General features: G+C 69.5%; 23 protein-coding genes and 5 pseudogenes. 12 read left to right on the plus strand and 16 right to left on the minus strand.

What is annotated here, in order from left to right; genetic code table 11:
- Positions 1 to 197 precede the first annotated feature (197 nt).
- The 4 genes and pseudogenes from AB0M27_RS38375 to AB0M27_RS38390 all read left to right on the plus strand — a co-directional run.
- Positions 198 to 1,454, plus strand: a complete 1,257-nt coding sequence (locus AB0M27_RS38375; RefSeq protein ID WP_365729198.1) for an IS256 family transposase — start codon at positions 198 to 200, stop codon at positions 1,452 to 1,454.
- Positions 1,451 to 1,870, plus strand: coding sequence for a VOC family protein (locus AB0M27_RS38380; RefSeq protein WP_365729201.1), 420 nt, complete (start codon positions 1,451 to 1,453; stop codon positions 1,868 to 1,870). The genes AB0M27_RS38375 and AB0M27_RS38380 overlap by 4 nt, the downstream gene beginning before the upstream one ends.
- A gap of 239 nt (positions 1,871 to 2,109) precedes the next feature.
- A pseudogene (locus AB0M27_RS38385) lies at positions 2,110 to 2,298 on the plus strand (hypothetical protein); the annotation flags it as partial.
- Positions 2,299 to 2,332: 34 nt separating this feature from the next.
- Positions 2,333 to 2,618, plus strand: a pseudogene (locus tag AB0M27_RS38390) (YibE/F family protein); the annotation flags it as partial.
- A 94-nt stretch (positions 2,619 to 2,712) separates the two neighbouring features.
- On the opposite strand, the gene AB0M27_RS38395 reads toward AB0M27_RS38390, so the two are convergent.
- Positions 2,713 to 3,078, minus strand: coding sequence for a hypothetical protein (locus AB0M27_RS38395; protein WP_365729203.1), 366 nt, complete (start codon positions 3,076 to 3,078; stop codon positions 2,713 to 2,715).
- A 394-nt stretch (positions 3,079 to 3,472) separates the two neighbouring features.
- Between AB0M27_RS38395 and AB0M27_RS38400 the strand changes: the two are divergent.
- Positions 3,473 to 3,714: pseudogene (locus AB0M27_RS38400) on the plus strand (SMI1/KNR4 family protein); the annotation flags it as partial.
- 292 nt (positions 3,715 to 4,006) lie between these two features.
- Here the strand turns inward: AB0M27_RS38400 and AB0M27_RS38405 are convergent.
- Both AB0M27_RS38405 and AB0M27_RS38410 read right to left on the minus strand, forming a co-directional pair.
- Positions 4,007 to 4,249 (minus strand): DUF5302 domain-containing protein, encoded by a 243-nt coding sequence (locus AB0M27_RS38405; protein WP_365729205.1) that lies wholly within the window; start codon positions 4,247 to 4,249, stop codon positions 4,007 to 4,009.
- A 206-nt stretch (positions 4,250 to 4,455) separates the two neighbouring features.
- The gene (locus tag AB0M27_RS38410; protein ID WP_365729208.1) at positions 4,456 to 5,871 is read right to left on the minus strand and encodes a DEAD/DEAH box helicase; all 1,416 of its coding nucleotides are present in this window, start codon (positions 5,869 to 5,871) and stop codon (positions 4,456 to 4,458) included.
- Positions 5,872 to 6,595: 724 nt separating this feature from the next.
- Here AB0M27_RS38410 and AB0M27_RS38415 point away from each other — a divergent pair.
- Positions 6,596 to 8,281: a ribonuclease J gene (locus AB0M27_RS38415; RefSeq protein ID WP_365729209.1), complete on the plus strand. Its 1,686-nt coding sequence runs from the start codon at positions 6,596 to 6,598 to the stop codon at positions 8,279 to 8,281.
- Positions 8,282 to 8,602: 321 nt separating this feature from the next.
- Here the strand turns inward: AB0M27_RS38415 and AB0M27_RS38420 are convergent, their stop codons facing one another.
- The gene (locus AB0M27_RS38420) at positions 8,603 to 8,947 is read right to left on the minus strand and encodes a MerR family transcriptional regulator (RefSeq protein WP_365729211.1); all 345 of its coding nucleotides are present in this window, start codon (positions 8,945 to 8,947) and stop codon (positions 8,603 to 8,605) included.
- Positions 8,948 to 10,180: 1,233 nt separating this feature from the next.
- On the opposite strand from AB0M27_RS38420, the gene AB0M27_RS38425 reads away from it, so the two are divergent.
- Positions 10,181 to 10,405: an STAS domain-containing protein gene (locus AB0M27_RS38425; RefSeq protein ID WP_365729239.1), complete on the plus strand. Its 225-nt coding sequence runs from the start codon at positions 10,181 to 10,183 to the stop codon at positions 10,403 to 10,405.
- Between the two features lie 108 nt (positions 10,406 to 10,513).
- Here AB0M27_RS38425 and AB0M27_RS38430 read toward each other — a convergent pair whose 3' ends face one another.
- Complete coding sequence (locus AB0M27_RS38430) at positions 10,514 to 11,002, minus strand: GNAT family N-acetyltransferase (protein ID WP_365729212.1); 489 nt, start codon at positions 11,000 to 11,002, stop codon at positions 10,514 to 10,516.
- Positions 11,003 to 11,168: 166 nt separating this feature from the next.
- Here AB0M27_RS38430 and AB0M27_RS38435 point away from each other — a divergent pair, with 166 nt between their 5' ends.
- From AB0M27_RS38435 to AB0M27_RS38450, 4 genes and pseudogenes are all read left to right on the plus strand, one after another.
- Complete coding sequence (locus tag AB0M27_RS38435) at positions 11,169 to 11,444, plus strand: hypothetical protein (protein ID WP_365729213.1); 276 nt, start codon at positions 11,169 to 11,171, stop codon at positions 11,442 to 11,444.
- Between the two features lie 484 nt (positions 11,445 to 11,928).
- Positions 11,929 to 12,189, plus strand: coding sequence for a hypothetical protein (locus AB0M27_RS38440; protein WP_365729215.1), 261 nt, complete (start codon positions 11,929 to 11,931; stop codon positions 12,187 to 12,189).
- Positions 12,190 to 12,263: 74 nt separating this feature from the next.
- A complete protein-coding gene (locus AB0M27_RS38445) occupies positions 12,264 to 12,548 on the plus strand; it encodes a hypothetical protein (RefSeq protein WP_365729217.1) in 285 nt (94 codons plus the stop codon).
- A gap of 193 nt (positions 12,549 to 12,741) precedes the next feature.
- A pseudogene (locus AB0M27_RS38450) lies at positions 12,742 to 12,864 on the plus strand (DUF5994 family protein); the annotation flags it as partial.
- 86 nt (positions 12,865 to 12,950) lie between these two features.
- On the opposite strand, the gene AB0M27_RS38455 reads toward AB0M27_RS38450, so the two are convergent.
- From AB0M27_RS38455 to AB0M27_RS38490, 8 genes are read right to left on the minus strand one after another with little or no spacing between them, the layout of a single operon-like run.
- Positions 12,951 to 14,042 carry a lytic murein transglycosylase gene (locus tag AB0M27_RS38455; protein ID WP_365729219.1) on the minus strand — a complete coding sequence of 364 codons (1,092 nt, stop codon included), beginning with the start codon at positions 14,040 to 14,042 and terminating at the stop codon, positions 12,951 to 12,953.
- Positions 14,039 to 15,454: an ABC transporter substrate-binding protein gene (locus AB0M27_RS38460; RefSeq protein WP_365729221.1), complete on the minus strand. Its 1,416-nt coding sequence runs from the start codon at positions 15,452 to 15,454 to the stop codon at positions 14,039 to 14,041. Before AB0M27_RS38460 ends, AB0M27_RS38455 begins: the two co-directional genes overlap by 4 nt.
- Before the next feature lie 11 nt (positions 15,455 to 15,465).
- Complete coding sequence (locus tag AB0M27_RS38465) at positions 15,466 to 16,161, minus strand: ABC transporter ATP-binding protein (protein ID WP_365729222.1); 696 nt, start codon at positions 16,159 to 16,161, stop codon at positions 15,466 to 15,468.
- A complete protein-coding gene (locus AB0M27_RS38470) occupies positions 16,161 to 17,009 on the minus strand; it encodes an ABC transporter ATP-binding protein (protein ID WP_365729224.1) in 849 nt (282 codons plus the stop codon). Before AB0M27_RS38470 ends, AB0M27_RS38465 begins: the two co-directional genes overlap by 1 nt.
- Positions 17,006 to 18,979 carry an ABC transporter permease gene (locus AB0M27_RS38475; protein ID WP_365729226.1) on the minus strand — a complete coding sequence of 658 codons (1,974 nt, stop codon included), beginning with the start codon at positions 18,977 to 18,979 and terminating at the stop codon, positions 17,006 to 17,008. The genes AB0M27_RS38470 and AB0M27_RS38475 overlap by 4 nt, the downstream gene beginning before the upstream one ends.
- Complete coding sequence (locus tag AB0M27_RS38480) at positions 18,976 to 19,449, minus strand: hypothetical protein (protein WP_365729229.1); 474 nt, start codon at positions 19,447 to 19,449, stop codon at positions 18,976 to 18,978. The genes AB0M27_RS38475 and AB0M27_RS38480 overlap by 4 nt, the downstream gene beginning before the upstream one ends.
- Positions 19,446 to 19,811: a hypothetical protein gene (locus AB0M27_RS38485; RefSeq protein ID WP_365729230.1), complete on the minus strand. Its 366-nt coding sequence runs from the start codon at positions 19,809 to 19,811 to the stop codon at positions 19,446 to 19,448. The genes AB0M27_RS38480 and AB0M27_RS38485 overlap by 4 nt, the downstream gene beginning before the upstream one ends.
- On the minus strand, positions 19,799 to 21,076 hold the full coding sequence (locus AB0M27_RS38490; protein ID WP_365729232.1) for a hypothetical protein: 1,278 nt from the start codon (positions 21,074 to 21,076) through the stop codon (positions 19,799 to 19,801). Before AB0M27_RS38490 ends, AB0M27_RS38485 begins: the two co-directional genes overlap by 13 nt.
- A gap of 229 nt (positions 21,077 to 21,305) precedes the next feature.
- On the opposite strand from AB0M27_RS38490, the gene AB0M27_RS38495 reads away from it, so the two are divergent.
- Positions 21,306 to 22,151 carry an IclR family transcriptional regulator gene (locus AB0M27_RS38495; protein ID WP_365729234.1) on the plus strand — a complete coding sequence of 282 codons (846 nt, stop codon included), beginning with the start codon at positions 21,306 to 21,308 and terminating at the stop codon, positions 22,149 to 22,151.
- A 278-nt stretch (positions 22,152 to 22,429) separates the two neighbouring features.
- Here the strand turns inward: AB0M27_RS38495 and AB0M27_RS38500 are convergent, their stop codons facing one another.
- The 3 genes and pseudogenes from AB0M27_RS38500 to AB0M27_RS38510 form a co-directional block, all read right to left on the minus strand.
- Positions 22,430 to 22,735: a hypothetical protein gene (locus AB0M27_RS38500; protein ID WP_365729236.1), complete on the minus strand. Its 306-nt coding sequence runs from the start codon at positions 22,733 to 22,735 to the stop codon at positions 22,430 to 22,432.
- 781 nt (positions 22,736 to 23,516) lie between these two features.
- Positions 23,517 to 24,710, minus strand: coding sequence for a PP2C family protein-serine/threonine phosphatase (locus AB0M27_RS38505; RefSeq protein ID WP_365729237.1), 1,194 nt, complete (start codon positions 24,708 to 24,710; stop codon positions 23,517 to 23,519).
- A gap of 76 nt (positions 24,711 to 24,786) precedes the next feature.
- Positions 24,787 to 24,930 (minus strand): annotated as a pseudogene (locus tag AB0M27_RS38510) (ISNCY family transposase); the annotation flags it as partial.
- Positions 24,931 to 25,331: the final 401 nt, after the last annotated feature.

Genomic DNA, 25,331 nt, shown 5'->3' on the forward strand with positions numbered 1-25,331 from the left:
GCCAGAACTTCGACCCGGCGAAGGCGTTCCCGGCCCTTGCGACGACAGTCGGACCTGCTGCCACTTGACTTCCTACGAAGCTCGGATGTCTGTGGATCGGCTCGGGAGAGCACACGCGGAGGGCGTACCTTCCCGAGTGATCGATTGACTGGTATCGAGTAGGCCCGCGTTGCCGCGCGGGTCGGGAAGGCACGCCCGTGCTCAGCGTAGTCAACAACGACGGAACCACCGCCAACGGCTCCTCTCTGATCGACGAGATCGTCCGTGAGGGCGCAAGGCGGATGCTGGCCGCCGCGCTGGAGGCCGAAGTCAACGCATACATAGCCGAGTTGGCCGATCAGCGAGACGAGAAGGGCCACCGCCTGGTCGTGCGCAATGGCTACCACCAGCCGCGCACGGTGACCACGGCGGCCGGGGTGGTCGAGGTGAAGGCACCGCGGGTGAACCACAAGCGCGTCGATGAGGCGACGGGCGAACGCAAGCGGTTCTCCTCGGCGATCCTGCCGCCGTGGTGCCGCAAGTCCCCGAAGATCAGCGAGGTGCTGCCGCTGCTCTACCTGCACGGCCTGTCCTCCGGCGACTTCGTGCCCGCCCTGGAGCAGTTCCTGGGCAGCTCGGCCGGGCTCTCCCCGGCCACGATCACCCGCCTGACCCAGCAGTGGCAGGCCGACCACGCCGCGTTCATGGACCGCGACCTCGCGGAGGTCGACTACGTGTACGTGTGGGCCGACGGCATCCACCTCAACATCCGCCTGGAGGAAGCCAAAGCCTGCGTCCTGGTGCTCATCGGGGTCCGCGCCGACGGCTCCAAGGAACTGGTCGCGCTCAAGGACGGCTACCGCGAATCGGGCGAGTCCTGGGCCGACCTGCTCCGCGACTGCGCCCGCCGGGGCATGCGCGCCCCGGTCCTCGCAGTCGGCGATGGCGCGCTGGGCTTCTGGAAGGCGCTGGCCGAGGTGTTTCCCGACACCCGCGAGCAGAGGTGCTGGGTTCACAAAACCGCCAATGTCCTCGACTCCATGCCGAAGTCCGCTCAGCCGGGCGCGAAGAAGGCCGTCCAGGACATCTACAACGCCGAGGACCGTGACCACGCCGAGGCGGCGATCAAGACGTTCGCCCAGCTCTACGGAGCGAAGTTCCCCAAGGCCGTCAAGAAGATCACCGATGACCAGGACCAGTTGCTGGCGTTCTACGACTTCCCGGCCGAGCACTGGATCCACCTGCGGACCACGAATCCGATCGAGTCGACCTTCTCCACCGTGAGGCTACGGACCAAGGTCACCCGCGGCGCCGGCTCCCGCACCGCCGCCCTGGCCATGGTCTTCAAGCTCGTCGAGTCCGCCCAGGCCCGCTGGCGAGCCGTGAACGCACCCCACCTCGTCGCCCTCGTACGCGCCGGAGCCCGCTTCGAACGCGGCCAGCTCGTCGAACGCCCCGAGGCGGTCGCCGCATGAGCCGACCGTCGCACGGCATGCTGCATCACATCGAGCTGTGGGTGCCGGACCTCGACCGCGCGCTCGCCTCGCTCGGCTGGCTGCTGGAGGCGCTGGGGTATGCCCTCTTCCAGACCTGGGAAGGCGGACGCAGCTGGCGGCTCGGGCCGACCTACCTGGTCATCGAGCAGTCGCCGACTCTCACCGCCGAAGAGTACGACCGCTGCCGCCCAGGGCTGAACCACCTGGCCTTCCATGTCGAAGACACCACCACGGTCGAGAAGCTGGTGGCCGACGCCGCCCAGCACGGCTGGCACCTGATGTTCCCCGAGCGGCATCCCTACGCCGGCGGCGGACAGCACTACGCCGCCTACCTGGAAAACGACGACGGCTTCGAAGTCGAACTCGTCGCGATCAACCCACCTGAACGAAAGTGAGATCAACCGATCCACAGGTCTTGACGATTACTCACCCAACGGCACCGGGGCCTTCTGACGGCGGTGCTCTCTGGCCGACAAGGGCTGGGCTCGCGTCGCACTACTGCGGCGCGGGCCCAGCCCCTGCCTTACCCCAGCCCTCCAGCCCGCCGCAGACCACACGCTCCATGCAGTGCCTGGCCAGCCGGATACGAACCTGCTCAGCACGCCAGCGTCGCTGACCCGATGGCGTACTTCAGTCGATCGCCCGCACCGACATCGCCATGGGCCGGGACGGCTCCGACCCTGTCCTGGAGACCGCCGACGCGGTGATCGTCCCCGATGAACTGGCCGCCGTGGCCGCCGTAGTGGCCCTGTCCCGCCGGGCCCGCCGTCTGGTCCTGCGAAACCTGGCCATCGCTGCGGTCTTCATCTCCGGCCTGGTCGTCTGAGACCTGAGCGCCACCCTGCACCTCCCCCTACACCCTCGTCCTCGCCTACGCCGGCGCCGCGCTGCCGCTGCTCTTCTCCATCGCCGAGAGCGGGCGTGGGCACAGTCGCCAACAGCGAACTGGTCGCCGAGGAGATCGTACGCACACTGGTCGGATCGATCGGCCTGGTCGCCTCGGTCCCGGTCACCACGCTCCTCGCCGCCCTGGTCGTCTCGGCCGACCGGGGGCCCGGGCCGCAGGTGGAATCGCCAACTGCGGGTGCGGTGACGACTGGCCGAGCGGCTGCCGGCCGGGGCGGGCGTCGGCGGAAGCGTTGAGAGCAATCTTCAAGATAGGAACCCAGGCCACGTCGCCCACTGCCTGGATCCCCCCGTGGCGTGGAAAAGCCGCACTCTTCCTGCAGGGTGCGAATCACCCATCGGCACCGGCTACACCGCCGTAGCGCGGCAGCAGTTCGTCCCGAAGGCGGTCCCACAGCTCGTCGAAGTCGGCCGTCGCCAGGAACCCGGCCACCCGACGGGCCTGGGCGGCCGTCAGCACCAGGAGCGGCGGTTTGTGCCGGTCGGCGCGGAACACGGGCCGACCGCCGAGCACCCCCTGGGTCCGAGGCCGGTCCACGGGGCCGTGCGGGGAAGTGCCGCCGTAGATGCGCTCCTGATCCCGGCAGCACCGGACGGTCTCCGCGTCGCCCTCGAAGAGCCGCTCCAGCCAGGTCGCGCTGTTGCGCAGCGCCAGGGCGGCACCGCGTGCAGACGGCTCATGCCAGAAGGAGCGCACGGGCCTGCCTGGGCGTCACGCGGGGCGGGCGGAACCGGGGTACGGACCGAGCACGGCCTGCCCGACGGCGAGTACGAGTGGCCGGGGCCGCGGTCAGTGGTCGCGGCCCCGGCCATCCCGCCTCTCTCCGTGCCGCCCACGGGGGGAGTCACAGACGACACGGAGAGAGGTCCCTGGTGGGCTGCAGCGCCGGCACCGGCGGACGGTCGCCCAGGGCCGACCCGGTACCGAACCCGGCATTCCCCAGCGCACGGGCCTCGCGAAGCGTCATCCGGCCCGGACGCCACTGGCGACACGACACCTACAAGAACGTGAAGGACGCCTGGTGCGTGGTGACGGTTCTGTGGCGGCGGACGCTGACCATAAGGGGCCGCTGATGCGACCGTAGCGCGCGCTGACGTTCCATCTGCGCGGTGCCGACGACGCCCTGGTGTCATTGGCTTACGCGACGCTGGATCAGGTGCCCCACGACACATACCGGTGCACGGCGGCCGGACCGTTCGGGAAAGCGGTCGAGCAGGCGCGGGGCCCGGCACGGTGGGCAGCACCGACGAGGCGTGGCGGACACTGACAAACGCTCTGCACCTGTGGGAACCGCTAAGACCTGACCACCGGGCGCCGCTGAGGTGGCTGGCCCACGAGGGGCCCTCCACCGTCATGAACCGGCGCATCGCGGTGGGTGAGTTGCAGGTGATGTCCGCCACCGGGCGCTGGGTCCACGATCCGTGCGGCGGCCTTCCGCGACCTTCTCGGTGCCGCGGACCGGCGGCGCCGCCGCACGCCACGCCGCGAGTGCTCTCACGGTCTGAAAAGCGATACCGGTGCCGGCTCCGGTGAGTACGCGCACGTTGCGGGCCACTGCACGGGGCGCGCGAGTGGGTGGCGCTCAGAGTGCTGGTTGAGCGGCCAGATCGCCGGACCGATCGACTCACCCGCCGCTCTTGCGCCTGAACGACCGCTGGCTCGCAGCCGGGCCGTGCGCCGCACGCACCTTTGACGCATCCGGGTTGGCGGCAACATCGGCGGCGTCCGCCTGCGCACCGCGCTTGCGCGCCAGGGCTTCGCGGAATTTACGCTTGAGGTCGTAGTTGCCGTCGCTGTCCGGCTCCAGCGGGGCCGTCTCGGAGGCAGCGGGCTCCGAACCTTCCGTAGATACGGGCTCTGCGGTCATGGTGACCTCCTGGGTTCGGGGTGGGCAGACTCAGCTTGTCATGCCGGGTGCGGTGCGAGGCGGCGACGACATCATCCTGCTCCGTTTCGCGGGGTATCCCTCTCGCGACCGGGCGTGTTCGCTTCGTGGCGGGTGCAATACGTCTTCGGGCCGGCCGAGGGCTGCCGATCCCGTGGCCAGGAGATTCGCCGCCAAGGCAACGGCTCTCAGCCGTTGCGACGCACGAGGGCGGCCTTGCGGGCCTCGGCGAGCTTGCGGGCCTCGCCGGCCTTTCGGGACTTGCCGCCGGCGCCGCGGGAGGGGTCCTTGCTGGTGCCGAGGCCGCGGAAGGGAGCGTTGGTGTTCTTGGGCCGGAGGACGGCGGGCCCGCCGTCGAGCGGGGTCCCGGAGGGAGCCTTGGCACCGGTGATCCGGCTCAACTCCGCCTCGCCCGAGCGCACCTTCGTGACGGTTGCCTCGATGCCGGCCCCGGCCAGCATGCGGCTCGTCTCGCGGCGCCGGCCCGCCGGCACGAGCGTGACCACGCTGCCGGACGCACCGGCGCGGGCAGTGCGGCCCGCGCGGTGCACATAGTCCTTGGGGTCGGTGGGCGGGTCGACGTTGACCACGAGATCGAGGTCGTCGACGTGCAGGCCACGGGCCGCGACATCGGTCGCGACCAGAACGGTGATCTGGCCGTTCTTGAACTGCGCCAGGGTCCGTGTGCGCTGTGGCTGGGACTTGCCGCTGTGCAGGGCCCCGGCGTGCACCCCGCTGGCCCGCAGATGCCGGGTGAGCTGGTCGACGGCGTGCTTGGTGTCGAGGAACAGCAGTACGCGGCCGTCGCGGGCGGCGATCTCCGTGGTGACGGCGTAGCGGTCAGGGCCGTGGACGACCAGAACGTGGTGCTCCATCGTCGCGACCGTGCCCGCGGACGGGTCGACCGAGTGCACGACGGGGTCGTGGAGGTAGCGGCGGACCAGCTGATCGACGTCGCCATCCAGTGTGGCCGAGAACAGCATCCGCTGACCGTCGGGGTGCACCTGGTCGAGCAGGTCGACCACCTGTGGCAGGAATCCCAAGTCGGACATCTGGTCGGCCTCGTCCAGCACGGTGATCCTCACCCGTCCCAGGCGGCAGGCGTTGCGCTTGATCAGGTCGTGCAGGCGTCCGGGGGTGGCGACGACCACCTCGGCTCCCTGGCGCAGCGCGGCGACCTGCCGGCCGATCGACATGCCGCCGACGACCGCGGCCATCCGCAGCCGCAGTGCCTCGGCGTACGGCGCCAGCGCCTGGGCGACCTGTTGGGCCAGCTCCCGAGTGGGCACAAGGATCAGAGCGAGGGGCTGCTTCGGTTCGGCGCGCCGCCCGGCCGTACGGGTCAGCAGCGGCAGGCCGAAGGCGAGCGTCTTGCCCGATCCGGTGCGCCCGCACCCCAGGACGTCGCGCCCCTGAAGGGCATCGGGCAGTGCGGCGGCCTGAATGGGAAAGAGTTCGCGCACCCCGAGTCCACTCAGTGTCCGCAGCACCTCCGCCGGCAGTTCCAGACCGGCGAAGGAGACGGCCGGGGGCAGCGCTGGGATGGTGACTCCAGGCTGGGCGGAACCGCCGTGAGCGCTGGCGGAGTCATCGGGATGCTTCATGAACAGCCTTCCGCAGAGGAATGTACCGAGGAAGGCCCGGCAGGATTGCACAGCCCACACACGAGCGGACCAACAGGCAGAATCGCCCACCGCGACGACCACGCAAACGCATGAGACTAACACAAGGCATAACATCGCGTCCTGATACCGATCGCCCCTCCCGCGTCGATGACCCGACGCAGCCCGACAGCCTTCCGGCATACCTGCTCTGGGCCCCCAGCTCATCGAGATCCGCCGATGCGTCACCGGGGTGACCGCCCCACACACTCGCCTGCAGTCCGGGAACCGATGGATCAGGCCTCAAGGCGGGTGGACCACCGTCTTGGCGCGTCAGCTCCGCTCTGCGTCACGTCGAGCCTGCTGAGCGTGTGACGTTTGGTGAACGCAATGCGCGAGAACTCCTGAGGCGTCATCGCGTCCAGCATGCGGATGACATGCCAGGTGCCGGACTCCTGAGCGCCGACGGCACCCGCGTTTCGACCACTCCGTGTGGACAAGTGCCGAGGCCCACCAAGAGGTGGCGAACGCGGAAAACACGACACCGTGTACAAGGTCTTCTCCAGCACAGCGGGCGAACGGTTTACCCACGGACAGGTGATGCCGCCGACGTGATCCGATCGTCCCGGGCAGCCGCTGCGGGTGCCCCGCTCCGTCGGGAGGAGAGATCACACAGGGCAACGGATCAATGGATCACCCCGCCCCACTCTCCGGGTACCGTCAGGGTATGAGTCATCCGCACCCGGAACTGAAGGCCGCCCCTCCCCTGCCCGAAGGAGGGCTGCGGGTCATCGCCCTGGGCGGCCTGGGTGAGATCGGCCGCAACATGACCGTCTTCGAGCACGCGGGCAAGCTGCTCATCGTCGACTGCGGCGTACTGTTCCCCGAGGAGACCCAGCCCGGCGTGGACGTGATCCTGCCGGACTTCACCTCGATCCGGGACCGGCTTGACGACATCGTGGCCGTGGTCCTCACCCACGGTCACGAGGACCACATCGGCGGCGTGCCGTACCTGCTGCGCGAGCGGTCCGACATTCCCGTCGTCGGCTCCAAACTGACGCTGGCGTTCCTGGAGGCCAAGCTCAAGGAACACGGCATCCGGCCGCGCACGGTGCGGGTGCGGGAGGGCGACCGGCGCGGCTTCGGGCCCTTCGACTGCGAGTTCGTGGCGGTCAACCACTCCATCCCCGACAGCCTCGCGGTCGCTATCCGCACCCGGGCCGGGATGGTGCTGCACACCGGCGACTTCAAGATGGACCAGTTCCCTCTCGACGACCGCATCACCGATCTGCGCGCCTTCGCCCGCCTCGGCGAGGAGGGCGTGGACCTGTTCCTCACCGACTCCACCAACGCCGAAGTACCCGGCTTCACCACCTCCGAGCGAGAGCTGAATCCGGCGATCGAGCAGGTGATGCGCACCGCGCCGCGCCGGGTCATCGTCTCCAGCTTCGCCAGCCACGTGCACCGCATCCAGCAGGTCCTGGACGCCGCCCACCAACACGGCCGCAAGGTCGCCTTCGTCGGCCGGTCGATGGTCCGCAACATGGGCATCGCCCGTGACCTGGGCTATCTGAAGGTCCCCTCCGGTCTGGTCGTGAGCACGAAGGAGCTGGAGAAGCTCCCGGACCACAAGATCACGCTGGTGTGCACCGGCTCCCAGGGCGAACCGATGGCCGCGCTGTCACGGATGGCCAACCGCGACCACATCATCCGCATCGGCAAGGGCGACACCGTCCTGCTCGCCAGCTCCCTCATCCCCGGCAACGAGAACGCTATCTACCGGGTGATCAACGGACTCACCCGGTGGGGCGCCCACGTGGTCCACAAGGGCAACGCCAAGGTGCACGTCTCCGGGCACGCCAGCGCCGGCGAACTCGTCTACTGCTACAACATCGTCAAGCCCCGCAACGTCATGCCCGTGCACGGCGAATGGCGCCACCTGCGAGCCAACGCCAACCTCGCCATCCGCACCGGTGTCGACCCCGACCGGGTCGTCATCGCCGAGGACGGCGTCGTCGTCGACCTGGTCGACGGACGCGCATCCATCACCGGCAAGGTCCCCGCCGGCAACGTCTACGTGGACGGCATGGAAGTCGGCGGTGCCACCGAAGCGTCCCTCAAGGACCGCCTCACCCTCGCCGCCGAAGGCGTGGTCACGGTGGTGGCGATCGTCGACGCGGACACCGGCGCCCTCGCCGAGGCCCCCGACTTCCTGGCCCGGGGCTTCGTCCACGACGACGCCACCTTCGAGCCGGTCATCCCCGTCATCGAGAAGACCCTGGCCACCGCAGCCGAGGAAGGCGTCGGGGACGCGCACCAACTCGAACAACTCCTCGCCCGCGCCGTGGCGAACTGGGCGTTCCGCACCTATCGCCGCAAGCCCCTCATCATCCCCGTCATCATCGACGCCTGAGCCACAGCCCGGCAGCACGGTCCCCGTTCCGGCCGCGGCCCCCGCCCGCGACGGACTCCCCACCCGGTGCCGCCTCAGCGGCGGCCAGAAACTGCCCCAGTTCCGGATCCCCGCCACCCATGGCAACCTCCTATCGGTTGCTCCTTCTTCCCCGGGTTCGCCCCTCGTCACCCACTACATGCATCACGCCCGCTCGCGGTTCTCTCTTGTGTGGATCCGGTTGACGCTTTGAGCCCGCCTGAGCTGCGGAACGGCGGTACGGTCCCTCAGCGGCCTCGTCCGCCGGCAGTGCATCGGTTGCCTCGGGTTCGGGCGTTCTGATCAGGCTGATGTCTTCGGCTGAGGCTTGCCGCGCTCGGCGCGCAGTTGCTCGTTGATGCGCTGCGCCTCTTCGAGTTGGTCTTCGAGGATGACGATGCGGCAGGAGGCCTCTATGGCGGTGCCCTGGTCGACGAGTTCGCGGGCGCGGGCGGCGATGCGCAGCTGGTACCGGGAGTAGCGGCGATGGCCGCCATCGGAGCGGAGCGGGGTGATCAAGCGGTGTTCACCGAGGGCACGGAGGAAGGCAGAGGTGGTGCCGAGCATCTCGGCGGCCCGGCCCATGGTGTAGGCGGGGTAGTCGTCATCGTCGAGAGGGCCGACGGGACGGGAACCGGCAGGCGGCATAGACCTCTTCTTTCGGAGACGCGTCGGGGGGCCCGGGTGCCAGTACGACACCCGGGCCCCGAGCTTTCAACACCATCTACCGGCGCACTGCGCCGGTCTTCTTTTTCCGCAGCCGCCTGGGAGGGCGGGGCTGCGGGGATCGCGGATGCGTGACCGGGGACCACCTTCCAATCCGGGGCCTTGCGGTACCCGGGCGGACTGCTTCCTCGCCCGGGCGATCCTGATGGCGTTCTGCTCCTTACCTTTCGATTACGCGGATAACGCAGGTGCTGCTCACAGCCCCGCTGGGGCCGTGTCCTGGTCTACCTGCACAGCAGTTCGTGCCTGCTGTGCCCACTTCGACTTCTGGGTACGCAGCAAACGCTAACCCTACGACGGCGGAATGTCTACTGCAGCCATGATAGTTTTTCTCCATGGAGTGTGCGTCTGCATCTACCGCAGGTACACCAGGAAGAGTGCTCATTCGAATGTCGGTCCCAGCTTCCCGTACAGCAGTCCTCGGTGGGACCGGCCCAGTGCTCGCCCACGCTGAACGGCGTCCCGAGCCGCGTACGTCCGCCGCCACAACCCCGCGCCGAGGCCCAGATCAGGACCGCTCTCCGACTGGAGATCCTGCGAGACGTGGCCGCGCACGAGCCACGTTCAGAGTGTTCTTCGGCTGACGCCGGGGACGGGCTCAGACATCCGGGAGGATCCGGGCCGTGATGCGTTTGCCGACCGTTTCCCGATCGACGGTGAGTTCCTGTGCGATGGCCTCACGATCTCCAGACCGTGCCGACCCACCCGTTGGGCGTCTGCTCGCCAGGCTGCCGGCAGCAGGGGATCGGTGTCCCAGACCGTGCCCCTTGCCTCCCCGCCGACCAAGCACAGCTGCACAAGGACGGGGCCGGGCACGTACTTGATTGGTGACCAGCTCGCTGATCACCAACTGGGTCAGGCCCACGATCCGCTCAGAGACCCCAGCCGGGTGGCCGCGGGTAGGGAATGCGGCGGCTCGGTGGCGGGCTTCGGCGATGCTGGCTCCGTCATCGGCCAAGGCGATCGTCATCTCCATCGCGGTGCATTACCAGCACCACGCGCAGGCGGCTTTCCGTCCGGAAGCGCAAGGATGCCGACGTCGGTGACGGTTGTTGAGAAGAGCGTGGAAGGCATCGACGGGCCGCCAGAAGGCAACCGACTGTCGATCACCCGCGCCTGCTTCGAGGGCCTCAGCGTGGCGAGGTCTGCGGCGAAATCGACCGGGACAGGGCCCTCAGCTTCTCGATGCCGCAGGTGCTCACGGCGCCGCCCTCGTACCGGACGGAGCTGGACCTCGGCGGCGTCACGATCATGGACTCCAGCGGCGTCAACACTCTCCTCACCACCCACCGAACCGCGCGAAGCGCCGGCGGCCGGCTACGACTGGCTGCGCCCAGTGCCTCCGTCGCACGCCTCTTCCAGATCGTCGGCCTCGGGTGAAGGAGAGGCGCCGCCGCCCAGGCGATCCCCACGCCAGGGCAGAGACGACGGCACACACGGAGCGCGCCATGCAGGCGAAGCTGGTGCCCTGCGAACTGACACACCGCGTCATTCCGAAGGAATGCGAAACTCGAATTCGGGACGGTCCCACAGGACGGCGGGCGGGTTCGCGAGGGCAGTCCCGGTCCGTACGGCACCGACGCGGTGGTAGAAGTCCTCGGCGGGAAGATGCGACACGACCATGACACGGTCGAGCCCGGCGGCACGGGCCTCGGATTGCATGTGCGCGACGAGCAGTCGTCCAATACCCCGTCCTTGCGCTTCGTCGGCGACGAACAGCAGGTCGAGCTCCGGTGGAGCGAGGACGAGCGAGTAGAACCCGAGGACCCGGCCTCCGTGCTCGTCGGAGCCGACGGCTACGTAGGCACGGTGGGCCTCGATGTAATCAGGGCCGACCCGGTAGCCCGCGACTGCGGCTGCGTACTTACCCTCGTAGGCGCCTGAGCCCCGCACGAGCCGTGTGAGCCTTTTGGCATCCCGCGCGACGGCCCTCCGTATGGTGATCGGCTGACTGGTCGGGCAAGTGCGTGAACTCATCGGGAGAGTATTTCGCACCGGGGGGTGCCTTCGTTCGGAGGGGTCGGCTGCTCGGGCAGGCGTTCCTGCACCGCTTTCGGGAACCACTCGTCCAGGCCGCGCCCTGCCCCTGTCCGTTACCGTCGGCAGCGCGCCCGGACAGGGAGCCGGAACGCTTATCAAGGCGTTGCGCGAGCGGCGCCAGTCCGTCCGTGCCCGCGCAGGCTGCTCCCGTCCGGCCGACCTCCTGGAGGCAGAGCCCGATCTGGAAGCCCTCAGCTTCTACCCGCATCTTCTCGCCTGGGACCTGGCCCAACTCATGGCCGGCAAGAGCGCACTGCCCGTGATCCTGCTGGACCCCTTCGAGGACAGCGGCGGCCGCACCCACCGTGACAAGGATCTCCAGGAAGCGACCGAGGGCCGACGTGACATCGGCGAGCGTAAGTGCCGTCGGCGCAGATAGGCCAGTACGGAGGCGGGGTCCCTCGGTGCCGATCAGGGCGGCTCGGGCCAGGGAGCGGGCCACGAGCGTTCGGCTGGCCACCGCCCGGTGCCGACCGGGGCACGGGGAGGTTCGAGGTCGTCGGGAGGAGCATGTGCGCGCTCATGGGTCCAACCCTGCCCCGGGCGCGGGCCAGGGCCGACCCGGCGTCGCCGATCGCCAAGAGCGGCACCAGTGTCGGAGCCTGTGCGCGGCATGTCCTCGAGGTCCACCGTACTCCCGGCCGGGCCCGCCACGGTGGCGCGGCGGCGGCCGACAACTGTGACAGCCCGTTCCGGGAGAGCACCGGTCTTCCGCGAGGGGTCGGTCGTGGCACGTACGCTCCCTTGCCCGGCATACCCTTCAAAAGGGGGTGGCCGTGGTGACGCGCCGCAGCCCGCACCGTCGACGGGCGTCGGGCAGCGACCTCAGTCGTGGTTGCACCCTCACCTGCCAGGAGGCCTGTATGAAGCACGAGCCCTTTCCCTCCGAAGACCACGCCGAGGTCCGCATCGTGGCCGCGACGCCAGAGGTCGCCCGGCGCGTCGCCGAAGTGCTCCGGCGCTGCTTCGCCTCGACCGAGCAGCGCAGCTATCCCGCGGGCCGCGCAGGAGGGACCCGGCTCCACATCACCCTCGACACCGCTCAAGCGGCGGAACCCGCACGGTCCTGGCTCACGACCAGCACCTCGACAGAGCAGACACAGACACACGCCGACGAGGTGTGACCCGGATCCGAGCTGCCCGAGGATCCGCCGTCGCCTCCGTCCCCGCCGGGCCGTCGAACCGGAGAACAACAGCCATGACGAAACTCCGCGAACGCAAGAACAACCGGAAGGCGGTCCTGCGATACCTGTACGGGGCCGTCGAGCACAACCGCCCCGAGGTCAACGGATCGGCGCTGCGCGCCGAGCTGGCCCTGCCCGACGAGGACCTCTCCGCCGCCTGCGCCTATCTGACCGACGAGGGCCTGATCAGCGTGGACTGGACATCACACCACACCCCCGCCACCGTCTCGCTGACGCACGAGGGCATCCGTCTGATGGAGGAACTGGAGGAGGAAGAGGAGGCACAGCCGGACGACTGACCCGCCCTCTTCTCCTCGTCCAGAGCTAACCTGACCGCACCGAGAGCTTTTCGCGCAGCGCGACCGGCGGTGCCGTTCCCGGCGAGTGACGAAACGGGCAGTCGTCCGAGGGCTCCCGGGACGGGATCGCAAGATGGAACCCGGCGGAACACCGACCGAAGGCGCGTCCTCGGCCGACGCGCACACGTACCGCATGCCCACGCCTCGCTTGGCTCTCACCCCGGACGTCAGCCACGGCCCGCTGGACGGGGCCTGGTGGCCGCGCTGCGATGCGCTGGAGCTCGAACTTCCCTCGCTCGTCGGCCCGTTGGAGCCGGATCCGGACACGAGTCGTCTGCTCCAGGGGGACGGCATGCGCGTCCGTCGCGGCATGGGAACTGTTCTTTCGGTCCGGCAGTCCTCTTAGGGCGATGTGAGCCCGCCGAGGCTGGAGTCCTCCGGTGGGGACGTGGGTACAGGGGGTAGAGGCAGTCGTCGGCTCGGTGAAGGCTCGGGCCGTGACGGTTCGGGGGGGTCGGATGGCTTGGGCGAGCCGGATGAGTCCTTGCCCGCCGGCGGTCGGGACGGAGCCGGGTTCGCGGGCCGGGAGCCGGGTTGCTGGGATCGCCGGCCCTTCGGCTGCGCAGAAGGCTGGTCGTGCACGGCGGATGGCATGCCGTCAGGGGCGCCCGCCGTGCTCGGCACGATGTGGCCGGAGTACACGCGCATCCAGCTCAACACCAGGCGCAGGTAGCCCTCCGAGTGGTTGTAGGCGAGGATCGCCCGCCGTAGGTTGTCGGGTCCCCGTAGGTCGCCCCCTGCCTCGCAGAGGTAACGCCCGGCAGCCAGCCATGCGTCATCGACCTGGGACGGATCCGCCACGCCGTCACCGTTGCCGTCGGTCCCCCAGCGACGCCAGGAGGAGGGGAGGAACTGTGCGGGACCCACGGCCCGGTCCCAGACGGGGTCGCCGTCGTAGAAACCGCCGTCGGTGTCGCGGATGGCCATGACGCCGGGGCCGCCGTCCAACTGGGGCCCGAGGATCGGGGAGCGGGTGCGGCCGGTGGCGTCGAGGTCGCCGCCTCGGGCATGATCCGACTCGACCCGGCCGATCGCGGCCAGCAACGCAACGTCGAGGCCGCACCCGGGCTGTGTGGCGGCCAGCGTCCGCACCGCGCCCCGATAGGCGGCCAGCACCCGGCCGGGGATTGCGTACGCGGTCGACAGCGGCGGTCCGAAGACGCCCGGGCCGTCGACCCCGGCCGGGGACCCGGTGGTCCAGGGCACCGGACGCGTCTCGGGTAGGTACACCGTGGCCGGTGGCGGTTCCCCGTACAGCGGCGGGGTGTCGCCTCCGCGGTCGTCCGCCGTGGGCGCGGCCACCGCCGGGGACGGGCTCGTCAACTGCGAGACGGTCGCCCCCGCAATGCCGCCCGTCGCACCGACGGCCAGGAGCGACGCCAGCGCCTGGGACCACAGCAGCGAACCGCGCGCCCTTGCCCACCGGCGCCTCACCAGCACACCGTCCGAGCGCCCAGGGGTGCCGTCCAATCGCCGCCGGCCCCCCGCATGAAGAAGGCGCAGCGGGTGTCGGCGGTTCCCTTCCCCGCGACGTACGTCAACGGGACGGTCAGGCCGCCGAAGTTCTGCCCGCGGAAGGTGTACAGCTCTTTGATCAGTGCGGCCCTGCTGATGTCGCCCGCGCCACGCGCGGCCTTCTCGAACACCTTCGCCGACGCCCATCCCTGCGCGGCCGCGGGTCCCGGCGCCGACCCGCCGTACCTCTTCCAGGCGGCGTTGAACTCGCCGATGGCCGGCGTCGACACGCCCTTGAAGGGGAAGACCGCCATCGCGGCCAGCACGTCCGTCAGACCGGGCTTGGCCGCGGTGTCCGCCCCGACCGTGGCCGACGGTTGCAGGAACTGGGGGTTGAAGCTCTGTCGGCGGCAGGACGAGGCGACCCTGGCCACGGTGTTGGGGTCCCCGGTGACCAGCATCAGCTGCACACCGGCGTTGCGTGCCTGGAGACACTCGGCGGTGTAATCGGGCTGGGTCACCGTGATCTTCGCATGGTAGACCGGATCGAGGCCGAAACGCTGGGCCGCTCTGCCGCTGCCGAACACGCGGTCCTCGGCGTGGGTGCAGGCGTCGGTCTCCGTGCAGAAGAGACCGCCGATCTTCTTCCCCTTGCCATAGGTCGCGCCCACCTTCGCCAGCCCGTCCATCTGGGAGTCGGTGGAGGGACACTCGCTGAACAGCACCGGGCTGTTCGTCCAGGCCGTGGTCGAGCAGTCGCCGCCGATGACGGGGACCTTCCGCTGCTCGACGTACCCCTTCCAGGCGGCGAGGGTCTGAGTGGTCGTCATGGCGGCCACGATGGCGACCACGTGGTACCTCTCGACCAGTTCCTGCACTTCGCTGCGGCCCTTGGCGGCATCGGCGCCGTCGTCCATGACGATCACTTTGACCTGGCGGCCGTTGATGCCGCCCGCGGCGTTCGTGGCCGCCGCCCATGCCTGGAGGGCGCGCGGGCCCTGTGCGAAGGCGACGCCACCCGGTCCCGAGAGGGTGCCGACGCTGCCGATGACGATGGGCGCGCCGCCACTGCCCGCGCCGCCGCCTCCGTTGCCGTTCTTGCCGTTCGTACCTGAGCCGCCTCCGGCGCCGCCCTGTCCGGACCCGGACAGGCCTCCCCCGCTGTCTCCTGCCCCACCGCTCCCTGCCGCCGCGCCGTCCCCGGCCTGTCCGCCGGCCGCCCCGCCGCTTCCTGGCAGGCCTCCGTCGGCGGCCGTTCCGGTTCCGGCCTGCCCGCCGCCGGAGCCGGCCCGGACGATGGTGTCGTGGTCGAGCCGGGAGCCGCAGCCGGCGAGCAGCAGGCTCAACACCGCCATGGCCGCGAGTGCGCTGCGGGTTCGGGGTGGGGTCACGGTCTCCTCCATCACTTGTGCGCGCCCAGGTACTGCTCCATGAGCCGGACGCCGTCCAGTTCGCCGGGTTCCCCAGCGAATTCGGCACGTCCCTTGTTCATGAGGTAGACGTAGTCGGCCAGTTCGAGGGCCCGGCCGACGTACTGCTCGACGAGTAGCAGCGCGCATCCGGAGGCGGCCAACTCGCCGAGAAACACGAAGATCTCGTCCACGACCACCGGCGCCAGGCCCATCGACACCTCGTCGAGCAGGACATAGGCGGGGTCGGTGACGTAGGCGTGGGCCAGCGCCAGCATCTGCTGCTGACCGCCACTCAGCGAACCGGCTGTCTGGCGGAGCTTCTGCCCGAGGACCGGAAAGGCCGAGACCGCTCTCTCGATCGCCTCGTCGACATCTCCGCCCGCTGCCTGGATAAGGATGTTGTCCCGCACCGTCAGGTTCGGGAACACTCCGCGTCCCTCGGGGACATGGCAGACCCCGTGCCGGGCGAGGGTGTGCGGGGGCTTTCCGGTCAGGTCCCGGCCGTCCAGTCGGATCCGCCCGGAGCGGGGCGCGAGGAGGCCGGAGGCGACCCTCAGCAGCGTGGTCTTGCCTACACCGTTTGGTCCCAGCAGCGCCACGACCGAGCGGGGCGGCACCCAGAGTGATACGTCGCGCAATACGGGTGTGTCGCCGTAACCAGCACTGATGTCCTGTAGTTCCAGCATCAGGCCGCCTCCGATCCCAGGTACGCGGCGCGCACGGTCTCGCTGGCCCGCACCTCGTCCGGGCTGCCCTGGAAAATCAGCTCACCGAAATCGAGGACGCAGAGGTGGTCGCAGACGGACATGACCAGCGCCATGTCGTGCTCGACCAGCAGCACCCCACAGTCCCGTTCGGCCACGACCCGGGTCACGATCGCCCCGAACCGTTCGGTCTCCGGGGTGTCCAGGCCCGACGACGGCTCGTCGAGCAGCAGCAGCGAGAACCCGCCGGCCAGCACGCGGCCGAGGTCGACCAGACGGCGTTGCCCGGTCGACAACGCGGCCGCCGGCTCATGGCGGAGATCCCCGAGCCGGCACAGTTCGAGCACTTCCTCGGCGGCGGCGCGCACCGCTTTCCGCTCGGCCGGAGGGCACCACAGTTGCTTGAAGGGATGGCTGCGCGCGAGGCGTGCCTCCAGACCGAGGGCGATGTTCTGTTCCACGGTCAGCGAGTCGAACAGGTCCATCCTCTGGAAGGTCCGGCCGAGGCCCAGCTGTGCGCGCGCCGAGGGCGGCTTACCGGTGATGTCCTGGCCGAAGAGGCGAATTGCGCCTGCCGAGGGCCGCAGCAGCCCGGAGCAGGCGTTGAACGTCGTGGTCTTTCCCGCGCCGTTGGGGCCGATAAGCCCGGTGACACGCCCGAGCGGCGCGTCGAAGGACACCCCATTCACCGCGGTGTTGCCGCCGAACCGGACCGTGAGTCCGTCGACCCTCAGGCCGGTCGAGACCGACGTCTCTTCGCCGGGGCTCATGTCCCTGCGTCCCTCGTCGCCGTGACCCGCCGCGACGCGCCGCTCGTCGTCCCCGCTCATCGCGACGCTCCCCTTGTCAGACCGGCGCCGACGCGGATCCGCGCCGCCTCTCCGCGGCGCACCGTCCGCACAGTCGCGAGCCGCAACCGCTGTGCTGCGGGACCCGGCGCGCCGAGGCGTTCGGCGGCGCGAGAGGCCGTCGGCTCTGTCACTCCCGCCCCACCGCCGCGGCGTCCGGCCGCACCGGCCTCGCGCAGGGCGACCAGGAGCGCGCCCACCCCGAAGGCCACCGGGAGCCACGCGACCACGGTCGCGTTGGTGACGTACGCCGGGACGATCGCCAGCTGCGCCGCCGCGGCGACCGGCGCGGCGCCTCGCAAACCGCTGCAGAGCACCAGAAGCGCCAGCCACGTCAGCGAGGCGTACGACACGAAGGGCACCCCGGTCGCGGACTGTCCCAGCGCGGCGTAGAGCGCGCCGGCGACTCCGGCGATGAAGGCCGAGATGGCGAAGATGGTGACCCTGGTGACGTTCACTCCGAGCCCGAGCGTGGACAGTGTCGTCGGCGCGTCGGACATGGCACGCAGCAGTCGCCCCAGCCTGCTGCGCCCAATGAGGACGATCAGCAGCGACGCGGCGACGGCGAAGCACAGAAGGACGTAGTAGAACGCGGTGTCTGCCTCGAACAGGGCCGGGCGCGTCGCGGGCAGGGTGCTCGTCGCCCCGAACATCCACACCGAGTTGTAGACGACCCGTTCGAGCAGAATCCCCAACCCAAGCGTGGCGAGGGCCAGATACAGTCCCGACAGCCGGATGGCGGGGATCGCCACGAGTACGCCCACGGGCACCGCGACCACGCCCGCGAGCAGCACGGCAACCAGCCAGGGCAGCCCGGCCCCGACGGCGAGGTGCGAGAACGTCGAGGAGCCCACCGCGACCAGAGCGGCGTGGGCGAGGGACACCTGTCCCGAGGTGCGCACCAGCAGGTGAAGCGAGGAGAAGACCAGGACGAAAACCAGGGCGCTGGAGTACACGGGCAGTTTGGGCCCGACCACGAACGGGACCACACCCGCCACCAGGACCGCGGCAACCGCCGACGCCCGCCCGGCGGCCCTGCTCACCAGAGGCCGCGAGGGCGGCACCGAGCGGTGCCCGCCGGCCTCAACCAGTCTGCCCCGGCCCGCCAGCAGCAGGGCGGCGAACAGCACCAGGAACGGGAGCGCGGGCGGCAGCCCCGACAGCACCTCTGAGCCGGACACCGCCTTGGTGGCCACGGCCGCCAGCACTCCGACCAGTAGCCCGCCGGCGTATGTCAGCGGAAGGCTGGAGAACAGACCCACCGCCGCGGCCCCGTACGCCTGCACCACCAGCATGGTCAGCAGGAGGGCGTCCAGCCCGATCTGAGGAGCCAGCAGGACACCCGAGACCGCGGCGAACCAGCAGCCGATCAGCCACGCCCGGCTCCGCACGGCGAACGCGCTGGTGCCGGCCAGCTCCAGTAGCGCCGGGTCGTCCACGACGGCCCGCATCTTCACGCCCATCGAGGAGACCCGGAAGAAAACGAAGAATCCGAGGGCGCCCAGCGCCGCCACGATCGCGGAGATCAGCTGGTCGATGCCGACTTTGACGCCGATCAGCTCGACGGTGTCGGTGGGCAGGAAGGCAGGGAAGTCGATACCGGCACCTCCGTAGTGGGCGACCAGGGCCATGGTGATGGCCAGTTGCAGACCCACGGTGGCGACGATCTTCGTGGTCGGGGTGGCGCCCGCAAGGTTCCGGGTGAGGCGTTCCATGACCAGTGCGATGCAGGGCGGCACCACGACCACGGCGAGGGCGAGGGCCACGGGCCAGGGCAGTCCGCGTACGACCCGCAGCTCGTAGTACGCGTACGCGGCCAGCGCGGCGATCGATCCGTGGGCGAAGTTGAAGATGCCCGAGGTCTTGTAGGTGAGGGTCAGCCCCATCGCCGCCAGCCCGTAGACCGAGCCGGTGGTGACACCGATGACGATGAACGGCAGCCATGCGCTCATGGCGCGCACACCCCGCACAGCTCGCCGGCCTCGGGGGCGGCCACGACCACGTCCTTGCCGACCAGCAGAGGACAGTCAGGGCGGTGCAGCTTGACCATGCCCGCGGCCCGCACCAGGCGTGTCGAGGTGCGGCGGAGCGGCTTCGCCTCGTACGAAGATTCGTACGACCCCTCGTACGAATCCTCGTACGAGTCCGCCCGCTCCTTCTGCGGCGCAAGGGAGATGAGTGCGATACGCCGCTCTCCGACCGCACGCCGTGCCCGCAGCAACCACAGGCACTGGCCGATAGCCGCGAGGGCGAATCCCGCGACCGCGAGGTTCAGCCACGCCGTCTGCCGCACCACCGACGCCGTACCGCCGGCGCCGAACCATGCCGTCACGAGCAGGGCGAGACCCGCCAGGGTGGTGCCGCAGACCATGAGGACATCGCGGTCCTGCCACGGTTCGGCACGCTTGCCGACCGCAGTCATGACGCGCCCTCGACCGGCGGAAGCACAAGGGTGCGGTCGTGGTCGACGGTGCGGTCGCGGCCGTCTGGGGCCGCGCCGACCTCGACCGCACCGTAGCCGCCGACAGCGCGGATGGCCCGCTCGATCCGGTCGAGCTTGCGCCACTCGTCACGCAGGTCGGCGGACAGCCACAGGGCCGACGAGAAACCGAGCAGAAACAGTCCGCCGAGTCCCGCGCTGATGACATACGGCACCTGTTCGGCCACGTACGCGGTTCCGCTCACCCCTCGCCAGCCGATGACCAGCACCACGGCCCCGGCGACGGCGGCGGCCGCCGCGATCAGCCGGTCCCACTGGCTGCGTACCCGGGTCACGATGTCCATCGAGTCCTCACTCCCAACAGGCGCAGCAGGGTTCCGAAGGCGAAGGTGGCCGCGCCACCGAACGCGACGACGAGATAGAGACCGGTCATACCCATGTCGACGGGGTTGCCGATAAGGCCGACGGGCGAGGGGGAGTCGGGCGCGGCTACAGCGCCGTCGGATGGTGCCGAGGGCTGGTCACTTGGCGACTGCTGCGCGGGCGCTTGGTCGGGTGGTGCTGCGGGAGCCCCTGCGTCGCGTCCGCCACCGCCGCCTGCACCCGGGGGTGGTGCCCCGACCGGGGGCAAGTTCCCGCCGCCACCGGGTGGTTGCTCGACCGCGGCAGCCCCGGCGAAGGCGCGGCCGAAGGTGTAGGTCACGGTGTAGACCGCGCCCGACTGCGTGTCCTGCTGCCGTACCTGGACCTCGACGGCGGCCGACACGACACCCTGTTTGGTCCGTTCCGCTCGCAGGTACCGGACCCGTACCCCCTTGGCCTCCAGCGCCTTGGCCGGATCGGCCTGCGGAAGGGGATACTGCCGGCCGGCGGCCCGTACCCCGTCCTTGGTGATCTCCACGACCTGGCCGGCGACTTCGGTGCGGCCGACGGTCAGCTGTGAGTCGCGTACGAGCCTGCCGTCCTTGCCGACGGTCGCGGTCGCGACGCTCCGCACCCGGCCGAGCCGCAGCACGCCGTTGAGGGTGATCGGCTGGGTGTCGGCCGTGGCCGACGCGGTGCTCGTCCGCCGCGCCGGATCCACCGCCGCGTTCGCGAGCGCGGTGGTCTCCGCCGATGCGGCGCCCTGCTGGCCCAGTTGCGTCCGCGCTTGCGCGTGCGTGGAGTTCTTGTCGCTCTGCGACGTGAGCGTGTCGCCCTGCTGACCGCCCTCGGCCTTCTGGGCAGACGGATAACTCGAGGCCGCGTACGCCGGGTAGCCGGGAATCTTCTGTCCGGTCTGGCTGCCGACGAGGGCGGGCGCCGAGACGATCGTCTCGCCCGGGTACGGGTTGGAGGCGAACCCGCTCGACTCCCCGAGGTCGTAGTCGACACATGCCTGCGCGACCGGAACACCCGCACCCGACGGCGCCTGCAACAGCGCGTTGTCGCTCGCACTGACCATCACCTGGACGCCTTGCGCGCTCGCCGTCACAGGGCAGCCCGCCTCACCCGCGCCGGGCTCGGCGGCGGTGGCCGCGGCCGGAAGGCACAGCAGGAGCACGACCGCGCCCGTCCCGGCGATCGCACGGCGGTGCACCGGGGTGGGAGAGGGCGCTTTGACAGCCATGGTCGTCCTCCGCGGGGATTGCCGGTTGTGCCACAACTCTCCCCAACACCACGGCCGCAAGCCGGCCCCATCCCGGCTGGCGACTACTCCACTCCCACTCACCAGGACTCAGCGACGGACGCCGATTCCGCCGCCGTCGGCCTCGTCCTGGCTCTTCCGGTTTGACGGAACCTGCGATACCGACTAGCCAGGCAACTTCTCGGCGTCAACCACCAAGCGGAGGTGGAAGGTGACGGTCCCGGCTACAGCCGACGTGTACGCGGGCAGCGCTTCCGTCCGGCAGGACGGCCTGTCCGCCGCGGCTCCGGCACGGGCACAGCCCCTGCCCCCGAACACCATGATCGAGCGGATGACGCTCATCCTCGACGCGTTCGACTCCGGCACACCCAAGCTGTCGCTGTTGGAGCTTGCGGAGCGCACCGGCCTGCCGCGGTCCACCCTGCACCGCATCCTCGACCAGATGATCCGGCTGCGCTGGCTGGCACACTCCGTCGGCGGCTATCGCCTCGGCATGCGCACACTGGAGCTGGGCGGTCTGGCCGCCGGCCACAGCGAGATCCGCGACGTCGTCGGACCGCTCCTGCACGAGCTGTGCCGGCGCACCGGATTCGTCGGCCATCTCGCCGTGCTGGACGGGCGCGAGGTGGTCTTCCTCGACAAGGTGGGCGGGCGGTTCGCGGCCAACCTGCCTACGCGGCTCGGCGGCCGCCTGCCCGCGCACACCACGGCCGTGGGCAAGGCCATCCTCGCGTCGCTCGATCCGCACCACATCGAGGCCACCTACCCTGCACGACTGCCGGTCCGCACACCACGCTCGATCCGCACTCTCGCGGGCCTGCACAACGAGCTGGCACGGATACGCCGACTCCACGGCGTGGCCATGGACAACGAGGAATGCCTCACGGGGATCTCCTGCGTCGCGGCTCCGCTTCGGGGGCGCGGTCCAGCGACGGCCGCGCTCTCGCTCAGCGGCGACGCGCAGGCGATGGATCTCGGACAGGTGGCGCCGGTCGTCCTCGAAGTCGCCTGCGAGGCCGCCCTGACGCTGTACTCCTCTCGGCGCCCACGGCTGTAGCACGCACGCGAGCAGCGTCGTACTTCAGGCCGCACCCGGCCATCGCGGTGATCTCCAGCCACCCCGAGTTACTTCCTCATGTCCCCGGGCTCAGGGCTCTCCGCCTCCGGGCCCGGCATGACTTCTGCCCCTGTCGAACATGCCGGCCTGCCGGCTCGGCGTCGACCGCTCCACGATCACGTGCGCAACCGGTTGCCGCACCGGGACGGGGCCGTGGACATCGCCGTGGTGTTGCCGGTGTCAGCAGCCGGCTCTGTGGAGACGATGTCGTCCAACGCTCAGCCGGCCGCGCCAAGCGCCGCGCTGACACCGCCGATGATCGCCCCGCCGACCGCGATGGAGACGAACGGGCGGACGAAGCCAGTGCCGAAGCAGCGCCACCGGATCCAGGCCAGATTCACCAGTTCGAGACTGATCGTGGCCGGCGCCACGGCTGGCGCAGCGTGGTATTGCGGAATCAGGAAAGGCAGGGTGTGCAGCACTGCGCCGAGGAAGGTGTCTGGCCCGGTGATGGCTCCGCGCACGTAGGGGCTGCCGCGGCCGGTCAGGTCTCCGGTGCCGGACAGACCTCCGGAGAAGGCCATGCTGAGCTCGCAGGTGCCGCCGTCGGCCTTCGTGGCAGAGGAGCCGCACTGACCCGTTCCAGGTCCCATGCTGACCGTTTGCTGACCCGGGGCGAGCCATCATCGCCCTGACCTGCGCAAATGTCCAACCACTAGATCTTGGACTTGAGCATGGTGCGCAGCATGTAGTACTCCCAGAGGGTTGGCGCCCTGCCTGCTCTTGCAGGTCAAGGGCGTTTCTCACTCTACATCGACACGGTTTTCCAACGTCGTGCCGACCAGCATCAAGGACTGAAGCTGACCAGTCGCTGACTTACCTGACGGCGCGTCCGCCATGAGGTCGAAACGACCCTATGCGACAGACGCGGACTAGGCTCGTGCGAGCCGTCACATCACGGGTCTGGATCGCACCGATTCGTCGGCGATTCAAAGGCGCGTCAAGCGTGCTGAGGGCCTTTCTGGCCTTCGCTTCCTGAAGGGCGTTGCAGAAGGCAGTGGCATGCAGGCGGATGTGGCATGCGCGCGACGGCTTGGACCGCCGGCAATCGCGGAGGATTTTGTAGTTCTTCGAAGGGTTCCCCCTCCGCTGTCTGAAAGACATCCGCCGGTAAACAGGGCGCCCCTGCGGCCAAGGACCTGCAGCCCGTCGCTTGAAGCCCTTGCCTGCGCGGGTATAGCGCTGCAGATGTGCAGCGCCAAACCCGCCGCCTCCCGGAGACTGAGCCACGCTCGGCATCCACCGACGTCAGCGTCTGCGTCCGCGGAATACCGGCGCCACGGCTGCGCCCTCCGGCTCTTGCGGTCACGGATCAGGGGGCTGCCACTCGAACATCAAGATCGTGGCGTCGTCGCTGAGTTTGTTGTGCCGATGCTCGAGGATGGCCTGGATGAGCAGGCGCAGCACTTCCGGGGCGCTCTGCCCTGCTGCGGTCGACCGGATGATGTAGTCGGTGAAGCGCTCCAGGCCGAACTCTTCGCCTGCCTCGTCGCGTGACTCTACGACGCCGTCGGAGTAGAGCAGTATTCGGTCACCGGGTTCGAGGCTGACCTCGTGCACCTGACGGGCGGTCCCGGCGAGGCTGGCTGGCAGACCCAAAGGAGGCTCAGGTGGCCGCTCCAAGGCGTTGTGGAGCAGGCGGTGGCGACGGATGAGCAACGGAGGCGGGTGGCCGCAGTTGCACCAGCGCAGCACACCGGTGGGCATGTGCAACTGGGTGAAGACACCCGTGCAGAACTGCTCCGGAAGCCACTTCGCCAGCGCCTCGTCCACGGTGCCCGCGAGTTCGTTCAGGTCTGCCCCGCTGCGCCGGGCGTTACGGCAGCCTGCCATGGCGACAGAGGTGGCAAGTCCGGACGCCAGATCGTGCCCCATGCCGTCAAGGATTGTGGCGTGCAGAACGTCCTCGGTGAACGCATGGTCGAAAGCATCGCCGCCCAGTTCGTACGCAGGCTCCAGAACCGCCGTCGAAACGACCCGCCCGGTGCCGATCGACCGGGGAGGGAGAAAAGCCCTCACCATCTCCGTGGGCAAGTGCATCGGCCTGGTACGCATGCGCTGCGCGATGGTGTCGCTGTAAGTGCGCTTGGATGTGATGATCAGTCCGAGGAGCAGTACCATCGTTCGACAGCGCCGTAGCTTGAGCCCGTCCAGGGTGCTCATGTTCAGCTCCACGACGCCCAGCCGCTCCGCACCGTCGGCCAGGGGCAGCCAGACGTTCAGCCCCCCGGAGGGGTCTTCTTCCACTCGGAGAGAGTCGGTGCGGTAGGCCCATCCGGCCAGCGAAGTGTCGAGCTCCAGTTCCGGCTCGCCTTCGACAAACGGCACCAGCAGTCTTTGCTGGATGTCGACCAGATAGATAACGGCCCTACCCAGGCCCATGGCCTCGGCATACCGGTTCAGGACCACGGGAAGTTCCGCAGGTGATGCCAGCTGGGCTGCTCTGACCAGTTCCTCCAGCAGCCGCTCCCCAGACCCGACGGACATGTTCCTGTCCATGCCTTCGATGATCCCTGCGAGGTCGAGCCGCCACAATCTGAGCTCTCCGACAGCCGAGATGTGGGCCGATCAGCCTGGGGTGCTGAGGCTTGTCCTTGCGGATCGGTCGGGCATCAGGATCGGCTAACGACACCAGCCGGTCGGGGATCATGCAGATCCCAGCAAGCCGCACAGGGGTCTACTCCAGCAGCCGGCGGGTGCCCGCCGCAGTCTCGGCTAGTGCTGCGACCGGGAAGGTTCACCAAGTTGGGCCGCGCTGATGGCTCCCTCCGGCTCAGATAGGATCCGGGGGCGCAGCCCACGATGGCGCTTCTTGGAAATCGACCGACGTTGCCCCTCGCCTCACTTGATCTAGTTATCAACTGATCTAGTTATCAACGACTCGGGACGATTGGCATGCGTGATGCTGCCGGCGATCCGGTGTTGCCTGGTCGATCAGGTATGAGGTGCGTCCGGCACTGCACGCGGCTGTTCACTGGCTTGGGCCAGCGTCTCTAATCAGCTAAGCGATCCCATGCGAACCGTGGGGTCCGGTGCGGGTTCTTCCCACCTGGGCGGGGCTGCGTGAGCGTGGAGATGGAATCCCGCGCCCAGTGCTGCTCCGCGTGGCCGGTGTCGGCG

Origin of the sequence: Streptomyces sp. NPDC052107 (assembly GCF_040680215.1) — a bacterium.
Lineage (GTDB): Bacteria > Actinomycetota > Actinomycetes > Streptomycetales > Streptomycetaceae > Streptomyces.

What these genes read in the sequence shown, in the direction of transcription:
- AB0M27_RS38380 (WP_365729201.1), top strand. Translation starts at nt 1,451, where the DNA reads ATGAGCCGACCGTCGCACGGCATGCTGCATCACATCGAGCTGTGGGTG.
- AB0M27_RS38405 (WP_365729205.1), bottom strand. Translation starts at nt 4,249, where the DNA reads ATGACCGCAGAGCCCGTATCTACGGAAGGTTCGGAGCCCGCTGCCTCC.
- AB0M27_RS38410 (WP_365729208.1), bottom strand. Translation starts at nt 5,871, where the DNA reads ATGAAGCATCCCGATGACTCCGCCAGCGCTCACGGCGGTTCCGCCCAG.
- AB0M27_RS38415 (WP_365729209.1), top strand. Translation starts at nt 6,596, where the DNA reads ATGAGTCATCCGCACCCGGAACTGAAGGCCGCCCCTCCCCTGCCCGAA.
- AB0M27_RS38420 (WP_365729211.1), bottom strand. Translation starts at nt 8,947, where the DNA reads ATGCCGCCTGCCGGTTCCCGTCCCGTCGGCCCTCTCGACGATGACGAC.
- AB0M27_RS38430 (WP_365729212.1), bottom strand. Translation starts at nt 11,002, where the DNA reads ATGAGTTCACGCACTTGCCCGACCAGTCAGCCGATCACCATACGGAGG.
- AB0M27_RS38440 (WP_365729215.1), top strand. Translation starts at nt 11,929, where the DNA reads ATGAAGCACGAGCCCTTTCCCTCCGAAGACCACGCCGAGGTCCGCATC.
- AB0M27_RS38445 (WP_365729217.1), top strand. Translation starts at nt 12,264, where the DNA reads ATGACGAAACTCCGCGAACGCAAGAACAACCGGAAGGCGGTCCTGCGA.
- AB0M27_RS38465 (WP_365729222.1), bottom strand. Translation starts at nt 16,161, where the DNA reads ATGCTGGAACTACAGGACATCAGTGCTGGTTACGGCGACACACCCGTA.
- AB0M27_RS38470 (WP_365729224.1), bottom strand. Translation starts at nt 17,009, where the DNA reads ATGAGCGGGGACGACGAGCGGCGCGTCGCGGCGGGTCACGGCGACGAG.
- AB0M27_RS38475 (WP_365729226.1), bottom strand. Translation starts at nt 18,979, where the DNA reads ATGAGCGCATGGCTGCCGTTCATCGTCATCGGTGTCACCACCGGCTCG.
- AB0M27_RS38480 (WP_365729229.1), bottom strand. Translation starts at nt 19,449, where the DNA reads ATGACTGCGGTCGGCAAGCGTGCCGAACCGTGGCAGGACCGCGATGTC.
- AB0M27_RS38485 (WP_365729230.1), bottom strand. Translation starts at nt 19,811, where the DNA reads ATGGACATCGTGACCCGGGTACGCAGCCAGTGGGACCGGCTGATCGCG.
- AB0M27_RS38490 (WP_365729232.1), bottom strand. Translation starts at nt 21,076, where the DNA reads ATGGCTGTCAAAGCGCCCTCTCCCACCCCGGTGCACCGCCGTGCGATC.
- AB0M27_RS38500 (WP_365729236.1), bottom strand. Translation starts at nt 22,735, where the DNA reads ATGGCCTTCTCCGGAGGTCTGTCCGGCACCGGAGACCTGACCGGCCGC.
- AB0M27_RS38505 (WP_365729237.1), bottom strand. Translation starts at nt 24,710, where the DNA reads ATGGACAGGAACATGTCCGTCGGGTCTGGGGAGCGGCTGCTGGAGGAA.